The sequence below is a fragment of the Acinetobacter sp. LipI_19 genome (genome assembly GCF_058242925.1).
Genome location: NZ_JBZAYK010000001.1, coordinates 4176191 through 4200593 on the forward strand (window position 1 = coordinate 4176191; position 24403 = coordinate 4200593).

The following is a 24403-nucleotide window of genomic DNA, read 5'->3' on the forward strand; positions in this document are numbered from 1 at the left end:
CAACACCATGCCTCAGTGTGATGAATGTGGTGATGCGGTTGAAAAGATACACCGACTTTATAAACAGCGTAACTATTGCCATAAGTGCTATGTACGAGTTTTTAAAAAACAGGATTGTCCATCGTGTGGTAAAAGTTCCAGATTATATAAAGCTGATAACTTGGCCGTTTGCCAACAATGTGAAACCAATAGACCTTGCATTAGATGTCAGCGTATTGATTACCCTATAGGAAAAATAACGGAGCAAGGCCCTGTTTGTAATAGTTGTTCAGTTTATTTTAGAGAGTTTCAAGCTTGTGAACGGTGTGGTGTGACATCACAACGCTTATCTCGTATCAGCCGTTTTGGAGATAATTTAAGAGTTTGCCCAAAGTGTGCAACCCGTGATTACCAGACATGCCAAAGTTGTAGAAGATATAGGTTGATTGAACAGGATGTTGTGTCAGGCAAAATGCTTTGTAAGAAATGTTTGACCTGTCCACCACTTCAATGTCTAACTTGCCAGCAACAGATTCCTGCTGGATATGGGAAATACTGTGAATTATGTACATGGCGAAGAATATTGGGGAATAGGATTAAGGAACTGGTTAATACATTAATAAACCCAAGCCTCAAAGGTTACTTTAAAGATTATATGAGTTGGCTTGATCATGAGGTTGGACCGCATAAGGCTGCATTACTAATTCGTAAACATATTCATTTTTTTGAAAAGACCAGTGATCTTTGGAGAGATCAGATCCCAGACAATGACTCTTTATTACATAGACTAAGAACAAGTGGTTTACGCAAATATGAGCTGCCCATCCGGTGGTTGGTTGCAGTACATCACCTGCATATAGATACCCAATCTAAAGGCCACTGTTCTGAATTTGACCAACTGAGAAAACTGGCGAACTCATGTCCTGGTTCATCGCTTTCAGCCCAAATTCTTCAGAACTACTATCAGGTTTTAATAAATAAAATAGATTTAGGGAAAACGAGTATACGTTCTGCCCGTTTAGCCATGAAACCAGCATCAGCTTTAATGCTGTTGGTAAGTCAATCACGATTAGATTTACCAACAATGTGGCATGTAAAATATTACTTATTTAAGTCTCCTGGGCAAGCTTCCGCTATTGTTGGCTTTCTTAATTTTTTAAACAAGAATTATGATACGAACCTTGATACGTCATGGGTACTAGATGAAAAAATAACAGAAAAAAGTAATATGAAGAAACTGGAAAAACAATTGTTGGCCATCATGAAAGCCCCAGAGGAAAATTTTAATGAACTAGAGTGGATAAAGTTAGGATTGATGTATTTTCATAATTTAGATAAATCTTTTTTTAATCAAATGGATAGTATTAATTATAGGGGGCTGAATGATGGTTTTGAAGTGAGGTTTGGTGATCAGCAATATTGGATACCTAAATTGCTTGTGTAACTGGACCATATAACGCTAATGTAGCTACATAAAGTTAAAACTGAATTTTGGGCTTCCAGAGGGTATTTATGGGGCAGTTAGGTCATGAATATTGTGTTCATAATGGATTCAATAGGTCTCATGCAGGGAAATATGTTTATTCACTTGCTACGTTTATATCTTGGATATTGATTTACTTTTTACTGAAGTTCTTGGGTGGATTGTCTCCTTATTGGAATGTCATCATTTCTAGTGCTATCACTGCTTTATTATTTCTTACTTTTTATTTTCTATTTGATAAATGGATATGGAAAACAGGTTTATTTTTCAAGATTCTGAAATATCCTGATATTTCGGGAGAATGGTCATGTAAAGGTATCTCTGATTACCAAGAAGAAAATTCTGAAATGATTAAGCACAATAGAGAGTGGATTGGAAAAGTAACAATTTTACAAAGTTGGGATAAAGTAAGAATCAGATTAGAAACAGAATTTTCCACATCTGACAGTATTTCTGCTGCAATTATTTATGACGAAATTGAAGAATACAAAGTTCTTTATAGTTATGAAAATAAACCAAAAGATTTAGATCATGAAGAGTTACGTATCCATCGAGGATTTGTAGAGCTGACACTTCATAAAGACAATAAAAGTGCCAGTGCTAAATATTATAATGTTACTGGTCGAAGAACGATGGGTACAATGCTATGGGAAAAATTAGATAACTAATGGATAAGAGCCAATGGTTTCGTCATATAGGTAACCCAAATCTTTACGTATTTCCGTAACGAGTTTATCTAAGGCAATGCTCATTGTTGTGAGAGAGGTTTCTTTCTGATAACTATCAAATATTTTTCTGGTCATATCAGGTGTATATAAGCTATTTCTATAGTTTGGATTATGATACAGATAATCAAAAAATCTTTTTGTTTCAAGAACTATTGCTAAAGCATTTGTTCTACCTTTCTTTAAATTTTCTAGATTGGAATGATACATAATAGAGGCTAGATCAAAACTACTTAAGTAAATTACTTTGCCCTCTTCAACTAAATCGGCTTTTATTGTTTTACAAAGGCGGATAGATTTTTTCAATCCTCCATCAGCATAGTATTTACATTTGTAATCTATATAAAAAATATGCTTGAAAGGTAAGTTCATCAATGTAGTAGGAGTTTTATTATCTAGAATATTGACTCCTCTTAAATAAAGGTGCTTTTGTTGTTGGTACTCATATGTTTCTACCCAATGAGAGGGTACAACATCTACATCCCGAGGAAGTGATCCACCTGTTAAAGTTATAGATTTAGCACCAGTAGTATCAATTGTTACGGCAGGATATGCTTGTCTTAATTCATAAGTGCACGCGTTCCTGAGTTCTCTTAATATTTTTATATCATCATGGCGTAAAGTACCTAAATAACCCTCTGTACGATAATGTGATTTGTTAAGTACAAGTAAATCAACATCACTTACACCTTTGATATGAATATTTAGGGGAACTGACCCTTGTAATCTGTATTCTGTGACAATGTTATGATTATTTAGCAGCCTAGGCTCTAATTGTTTTTCAATTCTTTTAGCAGTTTCAATACTGATTTCTGTGTAACGTTTACTAACTTCTTGCATTGCTCCTACTGCATAACGGATAGATGGTTTGTCTGATACAATCTGCCATTTTTCTATTGTACGTTTTAATTCATCAAACTCATTAAATGAAGTTACGCCTGCTGTTACACTATCAAAAGCATTGTATGTAAGGTCAGTACCTTTTCGTCTTTTCTCTAATCTGTTCAATCTTTTATAAAAATCAATTTCAGACATTGTGAAACTCAAAAAATAGTAGTTATGGTTAAAATAATTATACCTTAATAATTATTTTAAGGTTTTAATAAATAAGGTTTTATTGTCATAAATGCTCAAATTTAAGATGAGAAGTAAGATAATTTTTAAGTATAAAGTTTGAGAATGTTTGTAGTCTTTTGTAGTGCATCCAATAATCAAATAAATAATTGTGAAACCATGAAAACACATATCACATTTATATTTATATAAAAATATTATTTGTGATTGGAGGTGATTTTTTTAATTCTATTGATTATTGTGACTCACTACGGAGTTAATTGTATTTAAGTATTTGTTTTTAATTGTTTTATTTTTTAATTATTTTTATTTGATTAGGTGTTGACCTTACCATAATTGGAAAGAATAGAGTTACTACATCAAGGGTAATGATGTACCTGATAGGAAAGAATAACTTCCGAGCTTATTACCCATTATTTTTTCATAATTGTAGTAAGAGGATAACTCCATGAAACGCTTTGTTCCAATGTTAATGATCGGTGCGATTGTATTTAGTGCGGGGTGTTCCTCTTCTGACGCTCCAAAGGATAATTCAATGAGTGAGAATAAACATGAAAGCCATTCAATGCACCATGATATGAATGGTTCAGCTAAAACAGATAATCCATCTACAAATGCCTATATGGAAGTAAATACTCGTATGCACAGCGGAATGGGTATTGATTTCACGGGAAATGCAGATACTGACTTTATGTTGGGTATGATTCCTCACCATCAGGGTGCGGTTGATATGGCAAAAGTAGTTCTTCAATACGGCTCTGATCCAAAAGTGCGTCAGCTTGCTGAAGATGTTATCTCTGCCCAGGAGTCAGAAATCAAGATGATGAATGAATGGTTGGCAAAAAATAAAAATCATTCTGACAGCAAAAATGAAGATAGCCCATCAACTCAAGCATACATTAAGGTCAATGATGAAATGCACGCAGATATGATGGTTCCATTTACAGGAAATGCTGATGTTGATTTCATGAGAGGCATGATTCCCCATCATCAAGGTGCAATTGATATGGCTAAAGTAGTTCTTCAATACGGTTCTGATCCAGAAGTGCGTCAGCTTGCTGAAGATGTTATCTCTGCCCAGGAATCAGAAATCAAGATGATGAATGAATGGTTAAGTAAACATAAGTAGATACTTCTCTATTCGATGTTCTTTTAAATGAGGGGCTTTTTAAAGCCCCTTGTTTTATCTATAAATTTGATGAATTGAGGATTATGTTATATGCCAAAAATTATAGTTCTTCCGCATGAAAAGATTTGTCCACAGGGTGCGGAACTTGAAATTGAAAGTGGAAGTAATTTATGTCGAAGTTTATTGGATCATGGCATTCCCATAGAACATGCCTGCGATTTATCAGGTGCATGTACAACATGTCATGTTGTCGTGAAAAAAGGGTTTGATAGTCTGGAAGAAATGGATGATGTAGAGGCTGACTTACTGGATCGTGCTTGGGGGCTTACGGCTGAATCAAGACTATCTTGTCAGGTTAAAGTCCAAGATGAAAACTTGGAAGTAGAAATCCCCAAATACACGGTAAACTATATTTCAGATCATCATGAATAAGTGTTTCTAGTTTGTTTTTAAGACATTTACTTTTGAAACTTGATTAAGTATTCTTGGTACAGATAAAAGGTGAATCTGGTCAGTATGTCAAATAATAAGTTCATAAAACTTATTCTTGTATTTGTCCTGTTTTTGTTTTCAATAACAACTACGGGTGTTTATACATGGGCGCCTGTAATTGCTAAAAATTTAGACCATCACCATGATCTAAATATTTCTATTGTGTCTGGAGATATAAGTCACTGGACTCTAGTTCATCATGATAATCAAATTTCTCAGGAAGATACAAAAAATCATAATTGGAAAAGTTATGATCAATCTGCTTTACAACATTCAGTTAAGCCTATTACGATTCAAGAACATTTTGCTCTTGATCCTGTATTCTTCTTGAGCTTTGCCCTACCTCTTATACTACTTTTTCTTAGTTTTTTTGAAATACCTATTAGGTCTTTTGGATTTAGGAAAAGGCAATCTTTTATTAGTAACTCTTATACTTATACAAAAGCTTTAATCGTTTTACGTAATTGATTTTTCTATACAAAAAATAATTTTTCATTTTTTTTGTATAGGTAAAGTCATGTCTAAAATTTATCAGATATTTCTTACCTGTGGTTTGGTAGTCATGGCAGCACCTGCTTTTGCAGAGCAAGATTATGCCCGACTACAACAACAGGTATTAGCAAATGATGTAATTCTCAAGAGTTTGCAACAATCTCAGTCTGCGTATGATATCAATCAACAATATGCTGGGCGATTGAACAATCCAACTTTTAATATGGAGCTGGATAATTTAGGAAATTCCAAGCTTAAAGAACTTGATGGCCCTACTACCATGATTGGGCTTTCTCAAGATATTCCCTTAAATAATAAGTTACAGTTACGTAAACAACTGGCAGGATTTCAGGGCAACAATAATCAGTTTGAGATTGTAAAACGTCAGGCAGAACTTAAATCAGAATTAAGGACTTGTCTGTCAAACTGGTATGTTGCAACCCAGCGTGCTGAAATTTTTTCAACTGAAAGTAGTTTGTATAAGCGACAAGTCAATGTACTCACTGAAAAGTTAAAATTCGGTCGAGTGATTCCCTCTGATGTCCAGTTAAGTTCGGCATTGTCAGCAGAATCAGCTTTACGTCATCAAAATGAGTTAAAGAGGATTCAATATCAGAGAAACCTCTGCTCTAAGTATCTTCCTGATTTGCCAAATCAAGCCATTGAAGTGCCTCTAGATATTAACTTTTCCAATCGTGTCAGTTTATTGGAACAGGAAAGTGTCTTAAAAACACAGTTGGCAAAAACACAACTTGAATTGGCAAAAAGAGAGGCCGTACCTGATATTACATTGGGTGTTGGTGTCCGAAATTATCAGGAAACCAGTGACAAGGTATTTTTAGTTTCCACCTCAATTCCCCTCGCTGTCTTCAATCGTAATAAAGGCAATATTGCCATTGCTCAAGCTACCCAAGCCAATGCAGAAACCCAATCTGTCTGGGCAAATCGTAACGCTAAAATTGAATTGGAAAATAAATCGGTTGAGATTTCAAACCTGATTGATGCAATCAAGCAATATGACAGCACGGTATTACCCGCAGCCAATGAAAGTTTACGTATTGCTGAACTGGGCTATCAGGCAGGCAAGACTTCCCTATTGGAATTTAATAGTAATAAGCAAATTTGGTTGGATAAACAGTTAGCCCGTTATGACCTGTGGTTGGCTTTGCAAAATCAAATTGCAGAGATTGAGAAAAACTACGTCACCAATTTAGAACAGGAATAGGGGGAACACAAACATGAATAAAACCACCAATACTTTAATTGCAACAGGTGTTGTTGCATTACTGATTATCCTGTGTGCGATTGCTTGGTATAAGACAGGTAATAAACCAAAGGCGAATTCAGGTGAAACGGTAGAGGAAAGCGTTGCAGTTGCAGGTGATGAAAAAGGCCAACATGGTGGACGTTTATATCGAGATGGCGATTTCTCTACGGAAGTTAAGATTTTTGAGGAAGGTGTTGAACCTCATTTACGTGTATATGGCTATTTCAAGGATAAGCCCTTAAAGCCTCAAGAACTGACTGCAAATATTTTCATCAAGCGTCTTGATGCGGAACAAAATATTAGCTTTGTACCTGAAAGTGACTATCTGATTGGAAATGAAGTGATTTATGAACCACATTCATTTTTGATGATGATCAATGTGGAATATCAAGGTAAAAAGCATACATGGAGGTGGGACACCAAAGAGGGTCGTACCAATATTCCTGATGCCAGTCTAAAAAGTAGTGGACTCGAAGTATTAACTGTTCAGCCTATGATGTTTGAAAATAGCTTACAGCTTAAAGGTGAACTTAAATTTCCAGACAATTTTGAGAGTTTTATTACCCCTAAAGCAAGTGGCACACTGGTTAAAACCTATCGTACGATTGGTGATAAGGTCAGTAAGGGTGACTTATTGGCAACCGTACAAAGTCAGGATGTGATTCGTCTAAATGCTGAACGTACTATCGCTCAGGATACCTTGCAGTTTACACGTAAAAAAATGGAGCAAGAACGGGCTTTATGGCAGAAACGTGTTTCCCCTGAAATTGACTATATTAATGCCGAACGTGAATTTGATAATGCCCATGTTCGTGTCAATGAGTTAAGTAACATCATTAACTCTTATGGTGGTTCTGGCAATGGAATGATTGAAGTACGTGCCGCGATGTCAGGCACAGTGCTGGAAATTCTAAGTGCCATTGGCACAAATGTTAACCCATCTACTCCGATGTTTAAAATTGCCAACACTTCACAACTTTTAGCAGTAGTGAATATTCCTGCTGATAAATTGAATGTGGTGAAAACAAGTAATAAAGTCACCATCCAATCACAGACAACAGCTTCGGAAGAAGCATTGGGGCGCATCAAATATATCAGTGATGTGATTGACCCTAAAACTCGTACTGCTCAAGCCTTTGTTGAAATTCCGAATCAGTTTAACTGGCGTTCAGGTCAGTTGATTTCAGCACAAATCTTTGAAAGTCAATCCATGAAACCGATGGTGGTGCGTGAAGATGCACTACAAACCTATCGTGACTGGGACGTGGTTTTTCTTCGTGTTGGTGATGACTTTGAAGTTCGTCCACTTGAGTTGGGTGAGAAATTCAATGGATTTGTTGAGGTCAAATCGGGTTTAAAAGTTGGACAAAAATATGCAGCAGGTAATTCTTATCTCATAAAAGCAGAGCTGGGTAAATCTGGCGCTTCTCATGACCATTAAAAGCAGGAGTAGCGAACATGTTTGACCAGATTGTAAAACTGTCAATCAAGAACCGTTGGTTCGTATTGATTGTATTTTTGTTTATTGGGGCATTTGGTGTCTATAACTATTTCAAACTGCCGATTGATGCAGTCCCTGATATTACAAATGTTCAGGTACAAATTAACAGCGAGGCTCAGGGACTCTCACCACTGGAAATGGAAACTCAGGTGACCTTTCCAATTGAAACAGCCCTAGCAGGTATCCCCAATCTTAACTATACCCGTTCGGTGTCAAGATATGGACTATCACAAGTCACTGTTATCTTTAAAGAAGGTACAGATATTTATTTTGCCCGCCAATTGGTGAATGAAAGGCTTCAGGGTATTGTACCAAGTCTGCCAAGTAGTATTTCCACTTCAATGGGACCTGTGTCTACAGGACTTGGCGAAATCTTTATGTATACCGTTGAGAATACACCCAATAATCCAAATCCAATGTCAGCTACGGATTTAAGGACATTGCAGGATTGGGTGATTAAGCCACAACTGCGAAATGTTGAGGGTGTCAATGAAATCAATACCATTGGTGGCTATGTAAAACAATTTGTGGTACGTCCTAATTATCCTTATTTGCGGAGTATCGGCTTAGACCAACAGGTAATTGTTGAAGCTATTTCAAAAAATAGCATGAACAAAGGTTCTGGTTATATTGAAAAAAATGGTGAGCAATATCTACTGCGTTCAGATTCACAAATCACATCAATTGAGCAAATCAAGAGTATTCCAATTACGACAAGTAATGGCTATATCCTGCGTTTAAATGATGTTGCAGAAGTATCTATCGGAAGTGAATTGCGTACAGGTGCAGCGACCAAGAATGGTCAGGAAATTGTATTGGGTACAGCATTCATGCTCATTGGAGAGAACTCTCGTAGTGTCGCCCATGCTGTAGATCAAAAATTACAGGAAGTCCAGAAGTCACTACCAGAAGGTGTGGAAGCGAAAGCTGTTTATAACCGTACTACACTGGTTGATGCAACAATTGAAACCGTTAAAAAGAATCTGTTAGAAGGTGCAATCCTTGTGATTGTGGTTCTATTTATCTTTCTTGGGCATTTCCGTGCCGCACTTATTACAGCAATGGTCATTCCATTATCCATGTTGATGACCATTACAGGCATGGTCAATCAGAAAATCAGTGCCAATCTAATGAGTCTTGGGGCATTGGACTTCGGGATTATCGTTGATGGTGCTGTGGTTATTGTCGAAGCATCTCTGGCAAAACTTGCTTTAAAACAGAAAGAGTTAGGGAGAGTACTAACTCGACAGGAACGATTTGCCACAGTATTTGATGCCACCAAAGAATCTAGAAAAGCCATTCTTTATGGTCAGCTTATCATTATTCTGGTTTATCTACCTGTGATGACGCTGACAGGTGTTGAAGGAAAAATGTTCACGCCAATGGCAGCAACAGTGGTGATGGCATTACTTGCAGCGATGATTCTCTCGATTACTTTTGTCCCTGCCATGATTGCATTAGTTACCACAGGCAAAGTAAAAGATGAAGAGTCCAAAATTGTTCATGGCATTAAAAAGTTTTATCACCCTGTTCTGGACTGGTCACTTAACCATCGACTGATACTGGTTGCTTGTGTAGCAGGTTTCTTTGTATTTACTGCCAGTTTGTCTACTCGTCTTGGTTCAGAGTTTATTCCATCGTTGGATGAGGGTGATGTGGCATTACACGCATTACGTATTCCTGGAACATCACTAAGCCAGGCAATCGAAATGCAATATGCACTTGAACGAGAAATCCAAAAGATACCAGAGGTGAAATCGATTTTTGCCAAAATTGGAACAGCCGAAATTGCAACAGATCCTATGCCACCTAATGTGGCAGATAACTATGTCGTGTTAAAGCTCCGTAGGGAGTGGCCGAATCCTAACAAGGAGAAAGCTGATGTCGTGGCAGAAATCGAACGAGTTTCAAAAGGTGTTTATGGCAATAACTACGAGTTCACCCAACCCATTCAGATGCGTTTTAATGAGTTGATTTCTGGTGTACGTACGGATGTTGCTGTAAAAATTTCAGGTGATGATTTGGAACAACTGTTGGAACTTGGCAATGAAGTCGCAGATATCCTTGAAACTGTTAATGGAACTGCCGATTTAAAAGTTGAACAAATGTCTGGTCTACAAATGGTTTCTATTGAACTTAAGCGGGACATGATTGCCAATTATGGTTTAGATGCTGAAGATGTTCAAAATAAAGTATCTAGTCTGATTACTGGGCAAACCGCAGGCAGAATGTTTGAGGGTGATAGAAAGTTCGATATTGTCGTTAGAATGGAAGAAAGTGCGGTCAGTAATCTGGAAAAACTCTATCAAATTCCAATGCGTTTGCCAGATGGGTCAAGTGTACTGTTGTCCGATTTGATTGAGTTAAAAACCATTCAAGGTCCAAACCAGATTTCTCGTGAAAATGGTAAACGCCGAATAGTCATCACTGCCAATGTACGTGGAACAGATATGGGTAGTTATATTGCTGAAGCTCAAGCCAAAGTAGATTCCCAATTCAAATTACCAGAAGGTTACTGGATGTCTTGGGGCGGTACATTTGAGCAGATGCAGTCTGCTACTAATCGTTTGATGATTATTGTACCTGTAGCACTATTATTAATCTTTACCATGATTTACATGGCATTAGGGAATATTCGTAATAGTTTATTGGTCTTTACTGGTGTGCCATTTGCATTAACTGGTGGTGTCATCGCTTTAGCATTAAGGGATATTCCACTTTCAATCTCTGCTGCTGTGGGCTTTATTGCCCTCTCAGGTGTGGCGGTATTAAATGGATTGGTCTTAGTCACCGCAATTCAACGCTTGCAAGCTCAAGGTCAAAGTTTGGTTGATGCGGTAAAGCATGGTGCTTTAGAAAGATTAAGACCTGTATTAATTACGGCTCTGGTTGCTTCTCTGGGATTTATTCCAATGGCGTTAAATGTCGGCATTGGTTCAGAGGTTCAACGCCCAATCGCAACTGTAGTTATTGGCGGGATTATTTCTTCCACATTACTTACATTGATTATTCTGCCTACCTTGTATGTCTGGTTCAATCAAAGAGCCAAGCGTAAAGCAGAAGTAGAAAATTTCTCTGAGCAACAGGTTTAGGGAAGAAATGAAATGATAGGCATGGTGCAAGATAAAAAGTTTAAAGGAACAATGATGTGGCTTGTCTGCATCCTTAGTCTTGCATTGTGCCTGCATTCTAATACACATGTAACTGAAATCAGTTCATTTCAGAACGCACCTTATGCAGAAACACATCCACATGAAGTGAATCAACCGCATATACATAGCCACCAAGATACTTATCATGAACATTTTGTTGGTTATGATGTTGGTCAAAATATTAGTTTTATTGTACTGATTTTCAATTCTCAAATTATTGACAGAATCAAACACTATACCCTTTTAGTGATGAGTCGCATTTTTAAACCGCCAAAAAATGAATGAATTATCAATTCATCATTTAATTTTTTGGAGTTTAATTTATATGACAAGTTCTTTCTTGCAGTGGGTGAAATCAAGAAGCCGCTTAAAACTGATAGTAGTATTAAGCCTATTCTTGTTTAGCCCAATGTTATTTGCGCATGGTGTTTCGGAAGGTGACAAAGGTTACATTCAGGAAATCTACGGTGTCCATATCATCCCATTTATCTATTTGGGAGCGAAACATATGCTCACGGGATACGACCACCTATTGTTTCTCGTTGGCATTATTTTCTTCCTATATCGAATAAAAGATATAGGCTTATATGTCAGCCTTTTTGCCATTGGTCACTCAATCACCATGCTGATTGGTGTGTACTACAACATCTCAATGAATGCCTACATTATTGATGCAATCATTGGTTTCTCTATTGTTTATAAAGCCTTAGATAATTTGGGTGCTTATCAAAGATGGTTTGGGTATCAACCCAATACCAAAATTGCAACCTTAATTTTTGGTCTGATACATGGTTTTGGTTTAGCCGTCAAAATTCAGGAATATGAAGTCCCTAAAGATGGCCTATTGGCAAATTTAATTTCATTTAATGTCGGTGTTGAACTCGGTCAGCTCATGGCACTGTGCATCATTTTGCTATTTATGACCATGTGGCGAAAAACCCCTTACTTCTTTAAAACAGCTTATCAAAGTAATGTCTTTTTGATGTTTCTTGGTTTTTTATTGGTCGGCTATCAGCTTACTGGCTTTATCACACAATAAGGATTGAATTATGTACAACACTGAAATTCCAAAAAATATTCAACTTCCATCTTCCAAAAAGTTGATTAAATCAACAGTAATTGCAGCCATAAGTGCGGTAGTTGTATTAGTGACATGTGTGATGCCCGCTGAATATGGTATCGACCCAACAGGTATAGGAAAAGCCATTGGTTTGGTTGAGATGGGAGAAATTAAACAGTCTTTAGCCAAAGAAGCTGAACAGGGATTGGGCGAAAACACTGGCGGTTTTGCAGAAGAGTTTGATATTTCTGGACAAGATACTAGTGTTTCAGAGGCAACCCAAGCTCTAGGACAAACATAAGCAAATACAAAGGTTTCAAATGAAAGTGAACCAGCCAAAATGATACCTGCTGTGACCAAAGAATCTATTTCGATTGACCTCAAGGCTGGTCAGGCAACAGAAGTGAAACTGGCAATGCCTAAAGGTGCAAGTGTTAATTTCGACTGGAAAACATCAGGTGGTGGTTTGAATTTTGATACACATGGAGACCCAGTGAATGCCCCGAAAGATTTTTATCATGGTTATGGCAAAGGTCGAAATGAAACTCAGCAATCAGGGACTTTAACGGCTGCATTTGACGGTAAACATGGTTGGTTCTGGCGAAACCGTAACAAAGAATCTGTCACAGTAACTTTAACAGTTGAAGGACAGTTTAGTGAAATAAAACGGATTTTTTAATCTATTTAAGGACATTTAAGGGCAATGCTCTTAAGTGTCCTATGGATAAAGCAGGTGAACTAGGAGAGCCGATAAAATGTTTACAGTATTAAAAAACACAACATATAGACATCTATTTCTTGCACAAGTGATTGCATTAATTGGTACTGGCTTAATTACGATTGCATTGGCTTTACTTGCGTATGATATGGCTGGCGAAAAAGCGGCACAGGTTCTCGGTATTGCACTGGCAATTAAAATGATTGCTTATATTGCCGTCGCACCTGTTGCCTCAGCTTTTGCAGAACGTTTACCCCGAAAAAAGGTTTTGGTTGGATTAGATATTATTCGGGCATTAACAGCACTTTGCTTACCATTTGTAACCCAAATCTGGCAGATTTACCTGTTAATTTTTATTTTACAATCCGCATCAGCAGCATTTACCCCTACATTTCAGGCAACGATTCCAGATGTATTGCCTGATGAAAAAGATTATACCAACGCCTTATCATTGTCCCGTCTAGCTTATGATTTAGAAAATATAATTAGCCCGATGTTAGCAGGGCTGTTATTGACAGTTATTAGTTATAACAATTTATTCTTAGGTACAGTCATTGGCTTCATTGGTTCAGCATTATTTGTTGTCAGTGCAAAACTACCTGTAGCAAAAATTCCTGAATTTAAAGGTATATATAGTCGAATCAAACAGGGGGCAAAAATATATTTTAATACTCCACGATTGAAAGCCTTACTTGCATTAAATCTAGCCATTGCTTCGGCAAGTGCTGTAGTTATTGTCAATACAGTGGTACTGGTTCAATCAACCTTTAAACTGACAGAACATGCAACAACTTGGGCGTTTGGTCTATTTGGTCTTGGTTCTATGCTTTCAGCATTTATATTGCCTAAAGTTCTTGATAAATTTAATGATAGAACCGTGATGTTAACAGGTACAACCATACTGACCATTGGCTTGTTCTCTGGCTATTTTATTCATTCCTATGCTTGGTTATTGGCATTGTGGTTTATTTTAGGTGTGGGCTATTCAGTGGCTCAAACACCAACAGGGCGATTAATTCGTAAATCAGCATCCAGTGAAAATAGAACAGCTTTATTTGCAGCACAATTTGCGTTTTCTCATGCGTGCTGGTTGATTACTTATCCATTAGTTGGGTGGTTGAGTACCAATGTGGGAACATTACAGACTTTTATACCTATGGCAGTAATTGCCGTTATTTCACTCATACTTGCGATGCGTGTATGGTCAGCTCAGGACGAAATGTATTTGGCTCATAATCATGATGATTTACCACCAGAACATGAGCATTTGCAACAACATCTGGTCAATGGAATCCATATTCATGAATATGTAATTGATGATTACCACCAGAAATGGCCAAAATAACTACTTTTTACTTAATTAAATTTTAGTAAGACTTGACCTTACAATTATGGCAAGGTTTATATTAAATAAATCTTGAATAATAGTGGAGATAAATATGGAATTTCATGTTGAAGGTATGACCTGTGGCGGTTGTGCCCGTGGTGTCACCAGAGCAATTCAAGCAGTTGATGCTAATGCAAAGGTAATTACTGATCCTCCAAATCGCAGTGTGAAAGTTGAAACAACTGCAACTCAGCAACAAGTGGTTGAGGCTTTAACAGAGGCTGGTTTTCCTCCTCGCTAAGAGTGAACAAAATAATAAAGCGACTCAAAGTAGTCGCTTTTTATTTCCAATAAAAAGCTAAAACTTAAGTATTTTTGGGAAGTTGAATTAACACCACCCCTCCAAGAATCAAAACTAATGCCAATAATTCAATTACTCCTATACTTTCTCCAATCATAGCGCCAATGATAACAGCCACAATTGGGGCAATATATGTAGCCCCAGCAGCTTTTACTGGTCCAAGCTTTTGAATGATGTAGTAATAAATGAAGAAAGCACCTCCCGTTCCCAACATCCCTAGGCCAATAATCACCCCCCATAGTGTATGGATGTCCGATGTAATCGCAGTAATATGGTCAAAGTCTGTTAGAAGCAACAATGTAAGTGTTGCGATGCCTGACTGCCATGTTGCTAATGCCACTGGAGGTAAGTTTAAGGGAGAAAGAAAATATCGGGCATAAACAAAAGAACATCCAACACTGAGTGTTCCAACAATCATCCATACGATACCCATCAAAGGGATCTCCTGTGTGCTTTCCCATGGTCTGGCACTTAAGATGATGCCTAGGAATCCTAGTATAATTCCAAGGGTCATCCGCTTTGTAGGTTGTTCCTCACGAAGAAATATGATGGAAGCCAAGAACGTAAAAATGGGAATAGAGCCACTAAGCAGTCCAGCGATACTGGTGGGAAGAAGAGCTGTTCCAGCGACAAACCCATAATAATAGAGTGTCGTTGCCAATACTGACATCACGGTGAAATGAGGGAGATAACGTAATTGCTGGCGATTGATTGCCCTTGTATAAATAGCAATCACTAAAAGAGGAAGAAATCCAAATAGGACTCGCAGGAATACGGTTTGTGAGGGGGAAATAAGGATAGTGGCCCATTTCATATAGATAAAATTTGTTCCCCAAATGATTCCAAGTAGAACTAGTGCGACATAAGCGCGAAGCATCTTATCTGTATCCTATTGAGTCAGTTTAGGGGTTAATCCAATGGCTATTCATCAAATTTCCATCGTTGTCATAAGTGAAATATGCACGCTGGTTGTTTTGGTGCTGCAATTGAAACCAGTCTAAAATCTCAATCTGGACAGAAATAACACCAAAACATGAATATCCATCTTGTCTTTCATCACTGTCTGTTTCTAGAAGTGAGTGGCAACCAGTGGTAAAAGCACACTCATCTCCTGGTGGTCCACCCGTATAGGTTCTCTGTGTCCATATACTCAATGATTGCCATGCCTGTTGAGCAACTTCAGTACCAGAAGCATGAAGTGTGGCAATACCTTTTAGGCGAAGCTGCAAACGCGTCTTTGAGCAAAACCCCAGAATGGTCGTAGATGGGTTTGCCAAGAGTTCATTCCATTTTGGACTGCGAATATCGGTATGGATCTCAAGAATACGTTTTAATTGATTTACATGTCTTAGCACGACCATTCTGGCCTGTGGCGTATCCTCTTTATCTACCGAGCATAGATTGATATAGCGGAAACCTGATTCAGGGGTGATAGTTGCCAATTCAAGTTCTTTCCAGGCCAAAGTATTAATTTGAATAAGATCATTTGCCATAACAGACACCTCAGTCAGGATAATTTTCCAGTCCTATACTTTATTTTCTAAAGGAAGACTCAGCATAAAAATTGCTTTTATTAGGACATTATTTCAACTAGTTGAATGACTTGCACACGATTAATAAACGCATTAGAGTGTAGAAAAACTACTGTCTATTTGGTTCTATGTTATCTCGTCGGAAACTCCCATCTTTAAATGCTTTGCGTGCTTTTGAATCGGCAGGACGGAAGTTGAGTTTCCGTGCTGCTGCGGATGAACTGGGAGTTACCCAAGGTGCGATTGCTCAGCAGGTCCGGGCATTGGAGGAACATCTGGGGGTTACACTATTTCAGCGTCTTCCAAGAGGACTGGCTTTGACTCCAGAGGGAGCTAATTACTTGGTCAATATGACTCATGCCTTTGATATTCTTACAGAATAAACGGAATCGATTTTGGATCAACCTGATAGCGTAACCATTAGTGTAACTCCGACGATTGCTGCCAAGTTGTTGATCCCTCTTTTAGGTAAACTACATACATCATTGCCTGATATCAAGCTGCATACATTAGCTACTGAAGCTGTATCAGATTTTGATCGGGATCAGGTTGATATTGCTGTACGCCTTACTAAAAAGTCATTTCCAGAGAATTTGGAAGCGCAGTTATTGTTCCGTCAGGAACTGATTGTTGTGGCAAGTCCTTTTCTTGTCCAAGATTTAACTCTTCCTTTAAAGCCTGAACAATTAATATCAATGCCACTTCTACATGATGCTCACGATAACTGGCCCAAGTTCCTAAATACAAATGTTAAGTTATCTGGACTTGTTTTTAGTCAAACCACTCTGGCATTAGACGCTGCTTTGTCAGGGCAAGGCATTGCGTTAGCATGCCGAGCCTTTGTAGATGAAGAGATTAAATCAGGAAAACTGGTACAGGTTGTTTCGGAAATAATGACCATTGAACCAAGTTATTATCTTGTACGGAAAAAATCCTCACACTCTAATACTACTGTGAACAAGATTTGGCAGTGGTGTATAGAATATCTTGGTACTAATTAAAAAACTCTTTAAGTAATTGACTTATATATTCTTACTTTATTGGTTATATATGTGGTCATATAGACATAACCTCTTTTTCATTTGCAGGTGTTATTGGAGTTAATGTGGTCATCCTTTTATATCGACCAAGATGGTGTTTGTTATCTGCTTTGATTTTGTAAGTATAATTTTTCTTGGATTTAGTATTATTAATTACAGATAAATTTGGATTAGTGAATGTATGTCTTATAAAAACATCTTTCTTTATATTCTCTTTGAATACATTGTCGAGCTCTATAATTATATTCTGTTGGATAATAATCTCACTACTTCCCATAAAGGTGCTGATAGATAGTAGAGAGTCCCTAATCAAGGTAAAAGTACAAGAAAATTTATTATTGATCTGAACTGCTTTTATTGCCTTGGCAGTTTCAAAAACATCGCGGTATTCTTCAATACTAAACGTAATGTCACTTTTGAATGGTAATTCGATATGAAGAACATTACAAATGAGTCTGCAATAATAAGTATATGATAGTAAAGGTAATAGTCTGGAAAAATAAGTTTTTCCAATTGAGGTGCTTGAAGAGAATACTTCTAAACCATCTATATATATGATTGCTTTGAATTCTTTACTATTTGACAATGATTTATAAAATTTAAAAATTTGATCAAAGTAAGGTAATTTAGATAAGTTTTTGTTATCCCATAACTGGAAGTTTAAATCCAGATTAAAACCATCCTTTATAGGTTGTCCAGAATATGGAATTTTATTGATTTTAAAACTTAGAAGATGATTATATTTCATGGAGGAAAAGGAAAAGGTTTCTTTTCCTAATATCAATTCATCTTCAAAACTCATAAGCGTTTCACCCTCTTCATCCTGTATCTCAACAATGGCAGTTCTTTTATTATTGGGCTCAATAATCAGGATGCCATCCTTTAGGTTCTGGGGAAATATTGAGTCTAGCCCTAATGAGTTGGTGGTTACCTTGGCAATATCACATGAGAGAGTTTGGCCATGATCTATTAAGTCCGAAAATTTTTCATTATATTCAGATGGATCAATAGGAATAAAGTTGATGATAACAGGATCATCTGTATCTTCTTTAACATTGATCTCAAAGTGGTTAGAACCATTGATAAAAGAGTATTCCACATCTAGCCGTGGGTCTAATTTATGAATATATGATTTTACAGCTCTTGCTACTTCTGAGATGGAAGTCTGCATTCGATCAGATAGGTTTACTCCTATACCTTGTAATAAGGTACGATGAACTTTGTAGTCTGCCTCATTCTGCGTATAAAGCCTTGAGTTTGAATTAATTTTTATTCTATGTTCTGCTTCTTTCTTCCAATGGTGCAATAAAGGGGCTGGATAAGCCTCTGGTTCCCTATCTATTTTTATAGAGCAATGTGCACAAAGCCAAATTGCATTATTGATGTCTTTTCTTTCTTCAGTTGTCATCTCTGCCTTATAGCGAGGACCACCGATAGATGCAGCACAAATATGTGCTGCTACACCTGTATCAATTACTTTTGTTGGATCAGTCGCTTGAGGCTCCACTGTTAGAACATAGCATTCAGGGTTTGAACAACAGTTTGATACTCTGCGACGTAGTGCATCAATTGTTCTTTGGGTGAAATTATCTCTTGTTCTTTTTGACATATATATTCATAAATGTAGTTAATTAATTAGATTTTGAAGAACTGATATTAGAAGTCAATAAGCTATATTGATTTATAAGAATTTTTATAGGTATGGCATAGGAGGTTATATTGATATAACCTCCCATTATTTGTCATTTCTTTCGGGTTAAAGGTGAAACGGAAAGCAGGTCATTATGATGGTGAACGTCCTTTATATCATTGTGGGGCTCTTGCAAACCTTCAAGAATCGGACAATCAGGTCTATTATCACCAGCACAGCAGTCGATTAAGTCCTTGAGAGTATTCGCCATTTGCTGTAGGTCATTGATACGTTCTTCCAGCTTTTCAATATGACCCTGAGCCAGGCGTTTGACATCAGCACTCTGTCTACTGCGGTTATTCCATAAATCGAGTAGGTCTGATATTTCCGCTACTGAAAAACCGAGTTCACGACTTCGTTTGATAAACTTTAAACGTTCAACATCATTTACTGAGTAAGAGCGATATCCTGCATTATTACGTCCAGCAGCGGGAATCAGGCCAATCTGCTCGTAATAACGAATCATCTTGGCGGTAACTCCTGAAGCTTTAGAGACTTTACCAATGTTCATCATATCCTCCTTAGCCTTGACTGACGGATGGTGACTGGAATCGACGTAAACGTAATGCATTACCGAGTACAAATACACTGGACAAAGCCATTGCACCTGCTGCAAAGATTGGGGACATCAGTATTCCATAGGCTGGGTACAATATACCAGCAGCAACAGGAATCAACATGGTGTTATAGGCAAATGCCCAGAATAAGTTCTGATGAATATTACCAATCGTTGCTTTGGACAAGGCAATCGCATTGGCAACACCTTGTAAGTTCCCTGACATTAACACGACATCGGCAGATTCAATTGCAACATCTGTACCTGTACCAATCGCAAGTCCCACATCAGCTTCAGCCAAAGCTGGCGCATCGTTAATACCATCACCCACAAAAGCGATATGGCCATATTTTGCTTTCAGCTCTTTAACCGCACTAACTTTACCCTCTGGTAAAACTTCAGCAATCACTTCATCAATACCCAATTGTTTGGCAATCGCTTGAGCAGTACGAACATTGTCACCAGTAACCATTGCCACCTTAAGCCCTAATTGGTGTAGAGCCTTAATCGCTGCTGGCGTTGTGGATTTGATTGGGTCGGCAACTGCAATAATTCCTGCTAGTTCGCCATCGACAGCAACATAAAGAGGGGATTTACCCTCATCACCAAGACGCTGAGCTGTAACAGCAAATGGAGCAACATCAATACCAAGTTGAACCATATAACGGTCTGCACCAATATTGATTTTTTCATTACCATTGATGGTTGCATAGACACCCATACCAGTGACTGAATCAAAGGTATCGACTTTAGGTAGAGCTAGGTTTTCACTTTTTGCCGCATCAACAATTGCTTTAGCAATCGGATGTTCAGAACGGGATTCGACAGCCGCAACCATGCCTAGAACATAATCACGCTCAAACAATTGGGTTACTTCAAAGTCAGTCAGCACAGGATGACCCTCTGTCAACGTCCCTGTTTTATCAACTGCAACAACTTTAGCATCTTTTAATAGTTGTAAGGCTTCACCTTTACGGAACAACACTCCTAACTCTGCACCACGACCTGTACCCACCATAATTGAGGTTGGTGTCGCTAATCCCATTGCACACGGGCAGGCAATGATCAGCACTGCCACAGCATTAACCAACGCAAAGGTTAAGGCTGGTGATGGACCAAAAATAAGCCAGACTAGGAATGTAAGTACTGCGGCAATCATCACCGCAGGGACAAACCATAAGGTAACTTTATCCACCACAGCTTGAATCGGCATTTTAGAACCCTGTGCTTGCTCAACCAAACGAATGATTTGAGCCAGCATAGTTTCGCCACCCACCGCCACAGCGGTAAAGGTCAACGTGCCATTCTGGTTAATGGTGCCGCCTACCACATCACTGCCGATGCCTTTCTCAACAGGGATTGGTTCACCCGTAATCATGGATTCATCAACAAAACTTTTTCCATCAGTGACTTGACCATCGACAGGGATTCTTTCACCTGGTTTCACAATGATAATGTCATCTGCAACCACTTGGTCTAGTGCAATATCTACCATTTGGCCATCGCGTAAAACATGGGCAGTTTTGGCCTGTAAGCTGACTAAACGCTGGATTGCTTCAGATGTTCGCCCTTTGGCTTTTGCTTCAAGAAAACGACCCAGTAAGATTAATGCCACAATCACCGCAGCAGCTTCGTAATATACATTTACCGTTCCTGTGGGAAGGATGTTGGGTATGAATGTGGCAACAATAGAAAATAGGTAAGCTGCTAATGTACCAACCGCAACCAGCGAGTTCATATCAGGTGCTAAACGGAGTAATGCAGGCAAACCTTTTAGATAGAATCTTCGTCCTGGAATAACTAAAACCAACGTGGTCAGGATGAATTGTAAATACCAGCTATTCTGCATCCCAATAGTTTGATCAATCAGTTGATGAACACCAGGGATAAGGTGAGATCCCATTTCCAAAATAAATACAGGCAAAGCCAATAGGGTTGCAAGAATCAAATCACGCTTAAGTTCAGCACGTTCTTGATCTTTTTTCTCAAGCAGCTCTGTCTGGTCAGGAATAGAAGCTTGAATTTCTGTGGCATCGTAACCAGCTTTATCAATTGCGGTAATCAAGTCATCGACATTTGCTGAACCACTGACCGTTGCACGCTCAGTCGCAAGATTGACATTGGCCTCTTTTACACCTGCAACGGCTTTAAGGGCTTTTTCGACACGACCTACACAACTAGCACAGGTCATGCCTTTAATTGATAATTCAATATTATTTGCGGGCACGTCATAACCTGATTGTTCAATGGCATGAACCAGTACCTGACGATCCACAGGCTGATCAAGTACAATATCTGCACGTTCTGTCGCTAGATTGACCGAGGCAGACTGTACACCATCAACTTTTTTGAGTGCTGTTTCAACACGCCCAACACAGCTGGCACATGTCATCCCTTCAATTTTTAATGTAACTTTCATATTATTAGAAAGCTTATCTGTTGCCTTTCCCATAAGATATACCTATAGTGCTTACCCAATTATTAAGAGCATAAACCTTGCCATTATGGGAAGGTCAAGGGTAGAATATGTAAACATATATATTTTCTAAATAATAGGAATTTAAGTATTAGTATGAATTTTAATAATCACCCGATACCATTATCTCAAGATGAGATTATGTCTTTAGCTGAAACATTTCGGCTATTAGGTGATGCTTCACGACTTAAAATTCTACTTTTTTGTATGCGGGGGCCTAGTTCAGTAGGTGAAATCAGTGATGCTCTTGATTTATCCCAATCTTTAGTCAGTCATAATCTTCGTTTATTGCGTTCAGCTCGTTTAGTCAAAGGCGAAAGACAATCTAAACAAGTATTTTATGAGATTGATGATTTACATGTTAGTCAGGTTTTATTAGATATGGCAAGTCATATTAGTGAGGAGCACTAATTTATAGTAGTACGTAATGTATTGCAAAAATATCTAAATTAAATAACTTTAAGGGGAAAGAGGGTTATAGGAATTCTTTATTTTTATTACTCTAAACAAGAAATATATCATGCATTTATTTAAGTTATCAGTATCATCTACAAAAAGTTAAGATCAAGGGCATATAATTAAGAAATGTCTAGCTATATGCCTTGATATCTATTTGAGGAAAGTGCTATCTGTTTTTAACAGCAACTTGTAGTGTTATCTTCAAATGCACTTAATCGGCAGAAACAGGATGCTTCAATATTAATATCAGCCGAGGCAAGTGCTATATCACGTTGCAGCGAAATATCTCGAGCTTCTTTCTCTAGACCTAGTTTTGCTAAACACTCATAAAGTCCATGAAGACTCCATACATTGTTAGGGCGAATTCGGCGACGTCCAAGGTCACCTTCTAGCCCCAGTTCAATCCGATATTCTTGGGCTGCTACTTCAAAGTTTCCTTGTTCCATATTAAGTGCGCAGAATGCATGCCGAACTGGTTGTAACCAAGCTGGAGGATCACAATAAGGAAGAGCATCTTCTAATTTAATGCCTTCTCGCAAGATTGCGAATGCTTCTTTCGTATTACCTTTACGATACTCAATTTCGCCATGAATCATTTTGGCAGCAATTTTTAAAGCTTCGACCTCTTTAACAGGTATAGAGTTAAAGCGCTCTTCTGATACATTAGCTACTGCTTTTATAAAAGACTCTCTTTCTTTTTCGGCCTCTTTAACTCTTCTTAATGAAGCAAATGCTATGCCTTTTGCGTAGTGAATCATTGCGGTTGTGGAACTATATAGACCTTTATCTTTAGGTAGCTCAAGTTTCAGAATATCTTCCCACATGCCAAATCTAATCATAACATGTGGTAGTGTTGTGCAATGGCTTTCAGTTAAATTAGCCATTGGCGGTGTAGTGATATGTAGTACTTCGGGTGTTAAAATGTCATTGATACGATGAGCCATAAATAACGCTTCCTGTGATTTACCTGCCATCATTGCACCATAAGCACCTACCATTAAATTATGAACGCGATACAAGATATTCCAACCACCTGGATTCTTTTCTCTAGAAAAATATCTTTCATCGGCTGCGATTGCATCAAGATTAGAATAAACCACTCGACGCCAATCTCCGCATGCATTATCAATATGTGTGGACATATGGGCTAAATGTGACCCATCAGGTGATAAATTACGAAGGTTATCAGCAGCTGGCAATGCAACTTCAGGATAAGGTGACATTTCCATTAAATGTATATAGAGATGATTAATTACAGGATGACGATTTGCCCCAGGTTTAGTGAAAGCAACTTCAAGCACGTTTCTAGCTTCAACTGTACCTAAACCTATGGCTTCACCGGTATCTAAATCCCACAATTTACGAGGGCTCAAGCACATGAGTGCATCTGCAAACATTGCAGCTGCATCAAGATCATTAGAATATTTTTCATAAAATGATCTCATAGCTTGAGCATATGCAAAATTCAGCTCATGAAAGTCTTGTTCATCTATAGTCACGTGTTTTGGAAAGCGTGGAGCAAGGGCATCAATTAAATCTTTCTCAAATTGTGTCGCATTATGAGTCGCTGCTAACTTTGCTTGTTCCATAATTTCATTAATATATGGAATGGTATTCTGTAAGTCTGAAGGATCAAATAAATGCCAAGCTTTATTGTAATTTGGACCAGATGCAAAGGCGATGCCCCAATAAGCCATTGCGCATTTTGCATCATGTTCTAGAGCTTTCTTAAAACAATTTATGGCTTCACTCGGATTGAAACAATATGTCCATAATAAGCCACGATCAAACCAAAGTTGAGTATCAGGAGATGACGTAGTTATTTGACGCTGGTAATCTCCTAAATTGTAGTATTTATCAGACATTAAAGTCTCCTCATCAGTGAATAAC

Annotated in this window: 20 protein-coding genes and 2 pseudogenes; 15 read left to right on the forward strand and 7 right to left on the reverse strand. The window is 37.9% G+C overall.

Annotated elements, in window-relative coordinates:
• Window positions 1-7 precede the first annotated feature (7 nt).
• A complete protein-coding gene (locus AC4CVF_RS20025; RefSeq protein WP_023270956.1) occupies window positions 8-1423 on the forward strand; it encodes a hypothetical protein in 1416 nt (471 codons plus the stop codon).
• 68 nt (window positions 1424-1491) lie between these two features.
• Window positions 1492-2130, forward strand: a complete 639-nt coding sequence (locus AC4CVF_RS20030) for a Cap15 family cyclic dinucleotide receptor domain-containing protein (protein ID WP_000530048.1) — start codon at window positions 1492-1494, stop codon at window positions 2128-2130.
• Here AC4CVF_RS20030 and AC4CVF_RS20035 read toward each other — a convergent pair.
• Complete coding sequence (locus AC4CVF_RS20035; RefSeq protein WP_001289337.1) at window positions 2119-3222, reverse strand: nucleotidyltransferase family protein; 1104 nt, start codon at window positions 3220-3222, stop codon at window positions 2119-2121. The two genes, AC4CVF_RS20030 and AC4CVF_RS20035, sit on opposite strands and share 12 nt — an antisense overlap.
• Before the next feature lie 487 nt (window positions 3223-3709).
• Between AC4CVF_RS20035 and copM the strand changes: the two genes are divergently transcribed.
• The 11 genes and pseudogenes from copM to AC4CVF_RS20090 all read left to right on the forward strand — a co-directional run bounded on the left by copM (window position 3710) and on the right by AC4CVF_RS20090 (window position 14700).
• Window positions 3710-4390 carry a CopM family metallochaperone gene (gene copM, locus AC4CVF_RS20040; protein ID WP_023188004.1) on the forward strand — a complete coding sequence of 227 codons (681 nt, stop codon included), beginning with the start codon at window positions 3710-3712 and terminating at the stop codon, window positions 4388-4390.
• 90 nt (window positions 4391-4480) lie between these two features.
• On the forward strand, window positions 4481-4822 hold the full coding sequence (gene fdx, locus AC4CVF_RS20045; protein ID WP_023188003.1) for an ISC system 2Fe-2S type ferredoxin: 342 nt from the start codon (window positions 4481-4483) through the stop codon (window positions 4820-4822).
• Window positions 4823-4906: 84 nt separating this feature from the next.
• On the forward strand, window positions 4907-5350 hold the full coding sequence (locus tag AC4CVF_RS20050) for a hypothetical protein (RefSeq protein ID WP_023188002.1): 444 nt from the start codon (window positions 4907-4909) through the stop codon (window positions 5348-5350).
• A gap of 49 nt (window positions 5351-5399) precedes the next feature.
• Window positions 5400-6599, forward strand: a complete 1200-nt coding sequence (locus tag AC4CVF_RS20055; protein WP_023270954.1) for a TolC family protein — start codon at window positions 5400-5402, stop codon at window positions 6597-6599.
• 13 nt (window positions 6600-6612) lie between these two features.
• The gene (locus AC4CVF_RS20060) at window positions 6613-8082 is read left to right on the forward strand and encodes an efflux RND transporter periplasmic adaptor subunit (RefSeq protein ID WP_023188000.1); all 1470 of its coding nucleotides are present in this window, start codon (window positions 6613-6615) and stop codon (window positions 8080-8082) included.
• A 17-nt stretch (window positions 8083-8099) separates the two neighbouring features.
• Window positions 8100-11234 carry an efflux RND transporter permease subunit gene (locus tag AC4CVF_RS20065; RefSeq protein WP_023187999.1) on the forward strand — a complete coding sequence of 1045 codons (3135 nt, stop codon included), beginning with the start codon at window positions 8100-8102 and terminating at the stop codon, window positions 11232-11234.
• Between the two features lie 12 nt (window positions 11235-11246).
• A complete protein-coding gene (locus AC4CVF_RS20070; protein WP_023187998.1) occupies window positions 11247-11579 on the forward strand; it encodes a hypothetical protein in 333 nt (110 codons plus the stop codon).
• A 40-nt stretch (window positions 11580-11619) separates the two neighbouring features.
• Entirely contained in the window at window positions 11620-12333 is a 714-nt protein-coding gene (locus AC4CVF_RS20075; protein ID WP_023270952.1) for a HupE/UreJ family protein, read from the forward strand.
• A gap of 10 nt (window positions 12334-12343) precedes the next feature.
• Window positions 12344-13033 (forward strand): annotated as a pseudogene (locus AC4CVF_RS20080) (transmembrane anchor protein).
• A 76-nt stretch (window positions 13034-13109) separates the two neighbouring features.
• Window positions 13110-14417, forward strand: a complete 1308-nt coding sequence (locus tag AC4CVF_RS20085) for an MFS transporter (RefSeq protein WP_023187995.1) — start codon at window positions 13110-13112, stop codon at window positions 14415-14417.
• A gap of 94 nt (window positions 14418-14511) precedes the next feature.
• Window positions 14512-14700, forward strand: coding sequence for a heavy-metal-associated domain-containing protein (locus AC4CVF_RS20090; protein WP_023187994.1), 189 nt, complete (start codon window positions 14512-14514; stop codon window positions 14698-14700).
• A gap of 64 nt (window positions 14701-14764) precedes the next feature.
• Here the strand turns inward: AC4CVF_RS20090 and AC4CVF_RS20095 are convergent, their stop codons facing one another.
• Together AC4CVF_RS20095 and AC4CVF_RS20100 are read right to left on the reverse strand one after the other, a co-directional pair.
• Entirely contained in the window at window positions 14765-15637 is an 873-nt protein-coding gene (locus tag AC4CVF_RS20095) for a DMT family transporter (protein ID WP_023187993.1), read from the reverse strand.
• Window positions 15638-15662: 25 nt separating this feature from the next.
• The gene (locus tag AC4CVF_RS20100; RefSeq protein WP_023187992.1) at window positions 15663-16253 is read right to left on the reverse strand and encodes a PNPOx family protein; all 591 of its coding nucleotides are present in this window, start codon (window positions 16251-16253) and stop codon (window positions 15663-15665) included.
• A 167-nt stretch (window positions 16254-16420) separates the two neighbouring features.
• Here AC4CVF_RS20100 and AC4CVF_RS20105 point away from each other — a divergent pair.
• Window positions 16421-17293, forward strand: a pseudogene (locus AC4CVF_RS20105) (LysR substrate-binding domain-containing protein).
• Between the two features lie 55 nt (window positions 17294-17348).
• Here the strand turns inward: AC4CVF_RS20105 and AC4CVF_RS20110 are convergent.
• The 3 genes from AC4CVF_RS20110 to AC4CVF_RS20120 form a co-directional block, all read right to left on the reverse strand.
• The gene (locus tag AC4CVF_RS20110; protein ID WP_023187991.1) at window positions 17349-18941 is read right to left on the reverse strand and encodes a hypothetical protein; all 1593 of its coding nucleotides are present in this window, start codon (window positions 18939-18941) and stop codon (window positions 17349-17351) included.
• Between the two features lie 133 nt (window positions 18942-19074).
• Window positions 19075-19533: a Cu(I)-responsive transcriptional regulator gene (gene cueR, locus AC4CVF_RS20115; protein ID WP_023187990.1), complete on the reverse strand. Its 459-nt coding sequence runs from the start codon at window positions 19531-19533 to the stop codon at window positions 19075-19077.
• A gap of 10 nt (window positions 19534-19543) precedes the next feature.
• Entirely contained in the window at window positions 19544-22030 is a 2487-nt protein-coding gene (locus AC4CVF_RS20120) for a heavy metal translocating P-type ATPase (RefSeq protein WP_023187989.1), read from the reverse strand.
• Window positions 22031-22195: 165 nt separating this feature from the next.
• Between AC4CVF_RS20120 and AC4CVF_RS20125 the strand changes: the two genes are divergently transcribed.
• Complete coding sequence (locus tag AC4CVF_RS20125; protein WP_086222489.1) at window positions 22196-22465, forward strand: ArsR/SmtB family transcription factor; 270 nt, start codon at window positions 22196-22198, stop codon at window positions 22463-22465.
• 224 nt (window positions 22466-22689) lie between these two features.
• Here the strand turns inward: AC4CVF_RS20125 and AC4CVF_RS20130 are convergent, their stop codons facing one another.
• Window positions 22690-24378 carry a hypothetical protein gene (locus AC4CVF_RS20130; RefSeq protein ID WP_023187987.1) on the reverse strand — a complete coding sequence of 563 codons (1689 nt, stop codon included), beginning with the start codon at window positions 24376-24378 and terminating at the stop codon, window positions 22690-22692.
• Window positions 24379-24403 lie beyond the last annotated feature (25 nt).

What these genes read in the sequence shown, in the direction of transcription:
- AC4CVF_RS20025 (WP_023270956.1), top strand. Translation starts at nt 8, where the DNA reads ATGCCTCAGTGTGATGAATGTGGTGATGCGGTTGAAAAGATACACCGA.
- AC4CVF_RS20030 (WP_000530048.1), top strand. Translation starts at nt 1,492, where the DNA reads ATGGGGCAGTTAGGTCATGAATATTGTGTTCATAATGGATTCAATAGG.
- AC4CVF_RS20035 (WP_001289337.1), bottom strand. Translation starts at nt 3,222, where the DNA reads ATGTCTGAAATTGATTTTTATAAAAGATTGAACAGATTAGAGAAAAGA.
- copM (WP_023188004.1), top strand. Translation starts at nt 3,710, where the DNA reads ATGAAACGCTTTGTTCCAATGTTAATGATCGGTGCGATTGTATTTAGT.
- fdx (WP_023188003.1), top strand. Translation starts at nt 4,481, where the DNA reads ATGCCAAAAATTATAGTTCTTCCGCATGAAAAGATTTGTCCACAGGGT.
- AC4CVF_RS20050 (WP_023188002.1), top strand. Translation starts at nt 4,907, where the DNA reads ATGTCAAATAATAAGTTCATAAAACTTATTCTTGTATTTGTCCTGTTT.
- AC4CVF_RS20055 (WP_023270954.1), top strand. Translation starts at nt 5,400, where the DNA reads ATGTCTAAAATTTATCAGATATTTCTTACCTGTGGTTTGGTAGTCATG.
- AC4CVF_RS20060 (WP_023188000.1), top strand. Translation starts at nt 6,613, where the DNA reads ATGAATAAAACCACCAATACTTTAATTGCAACAGGTGTTGTTGCATTA.
- AC4CVF_RS20065 (WP_023187999.1), top strand. Translation starts at nt 8,100, where the DNA reads ATGTTTGACCAGATTGTAAAACTGTCAATCAAGAACCGTTGGTTCGTA.
- AC4CVF_RS20070 (WP_023187998.1), top strand. Translation starts at nt 11,247, where the DNA reads ATGATAGGCATGGTGCAAGATAAAAAGTTTAAAGGAACAATGATGTGG.
- AC4CVF_RS20075 (WP_023270952.1), top strand. Translation starts at nt 11,620, where the DNA reads ATGACAAGTTCTTTCTTGCAGTGGGTGAAATCAAGAAGCCGCTTAAAA.
- AC4CVF_RS20085 (WP_023187995.1), top strand. Translation starts at nt 13,110, where the DNA reads ATGTTTACAGTATTAAAAAACACAACATATAGACATCTATTTCTTGCA.
- AC4CVF_RS20090 (WP_023187994.1), top strand. Translation starts at nt 14,512, where the DNA reads ATGGAATTTCATGTTGAAGGTATGACCTGTGGCGGTTGTGCCCGTGGT.
- AC4CVF_RS20095 (WP_023187993.1), bottom strand. Translation starts at nt 15,637, where the DNA reads ATGCTTCGCGCTTATGTCGCACTAGTTCTACTTGGAATCATTTGGGGA.
- AC4CVF_RS20100 (WP_023187992.1), bottom strand. Translation starts at nt 16,253, where the DNA reads ATGGCAAATGATCTTATTCAAATTAATACTTTGGCCTGGAAAGAACTT.
- AC4CVF_RS20110 (WP_023187991.1), bottom strand. Translation starts at nt 18,941, where the DNA reads ATGTCAAAAAGAACAAGAGATAATTTCACCCAAAGAACAATTGATGCA.
- cueR (WP_023187990.1), bottom strand. Translation starts at nt 19,533, where the DNA reads ATGAACATTGGTAAAGTCTCTAAAGCTTCAGGAGTTACCGCCAAGATG.
- AC4CVF_RS20120 (WP_023187989.1), bottom strand. Translation starts at nt 22,030, where the DNA reads ATGGGAAAGGCAACAGATAAGCTTTCTAATAATATGAAAGTTACATTA.
- AC4CVF_RS20125 (WP_086222489.1), top strand. Translation starts at nt 22,196, where the DNA reads ATGTCTTTAGCTGAAACATTTCGGCTATTAGGTGATGCTTCACGACTT.
- AC4CVF_RS20130 (WP_023187987.1), bottom strand. Translation starts at nt 24,378, where the DNA reads ATGTCTGATAAATACTACAATTTAGGAGATTACCAGCGTCAAATAACT.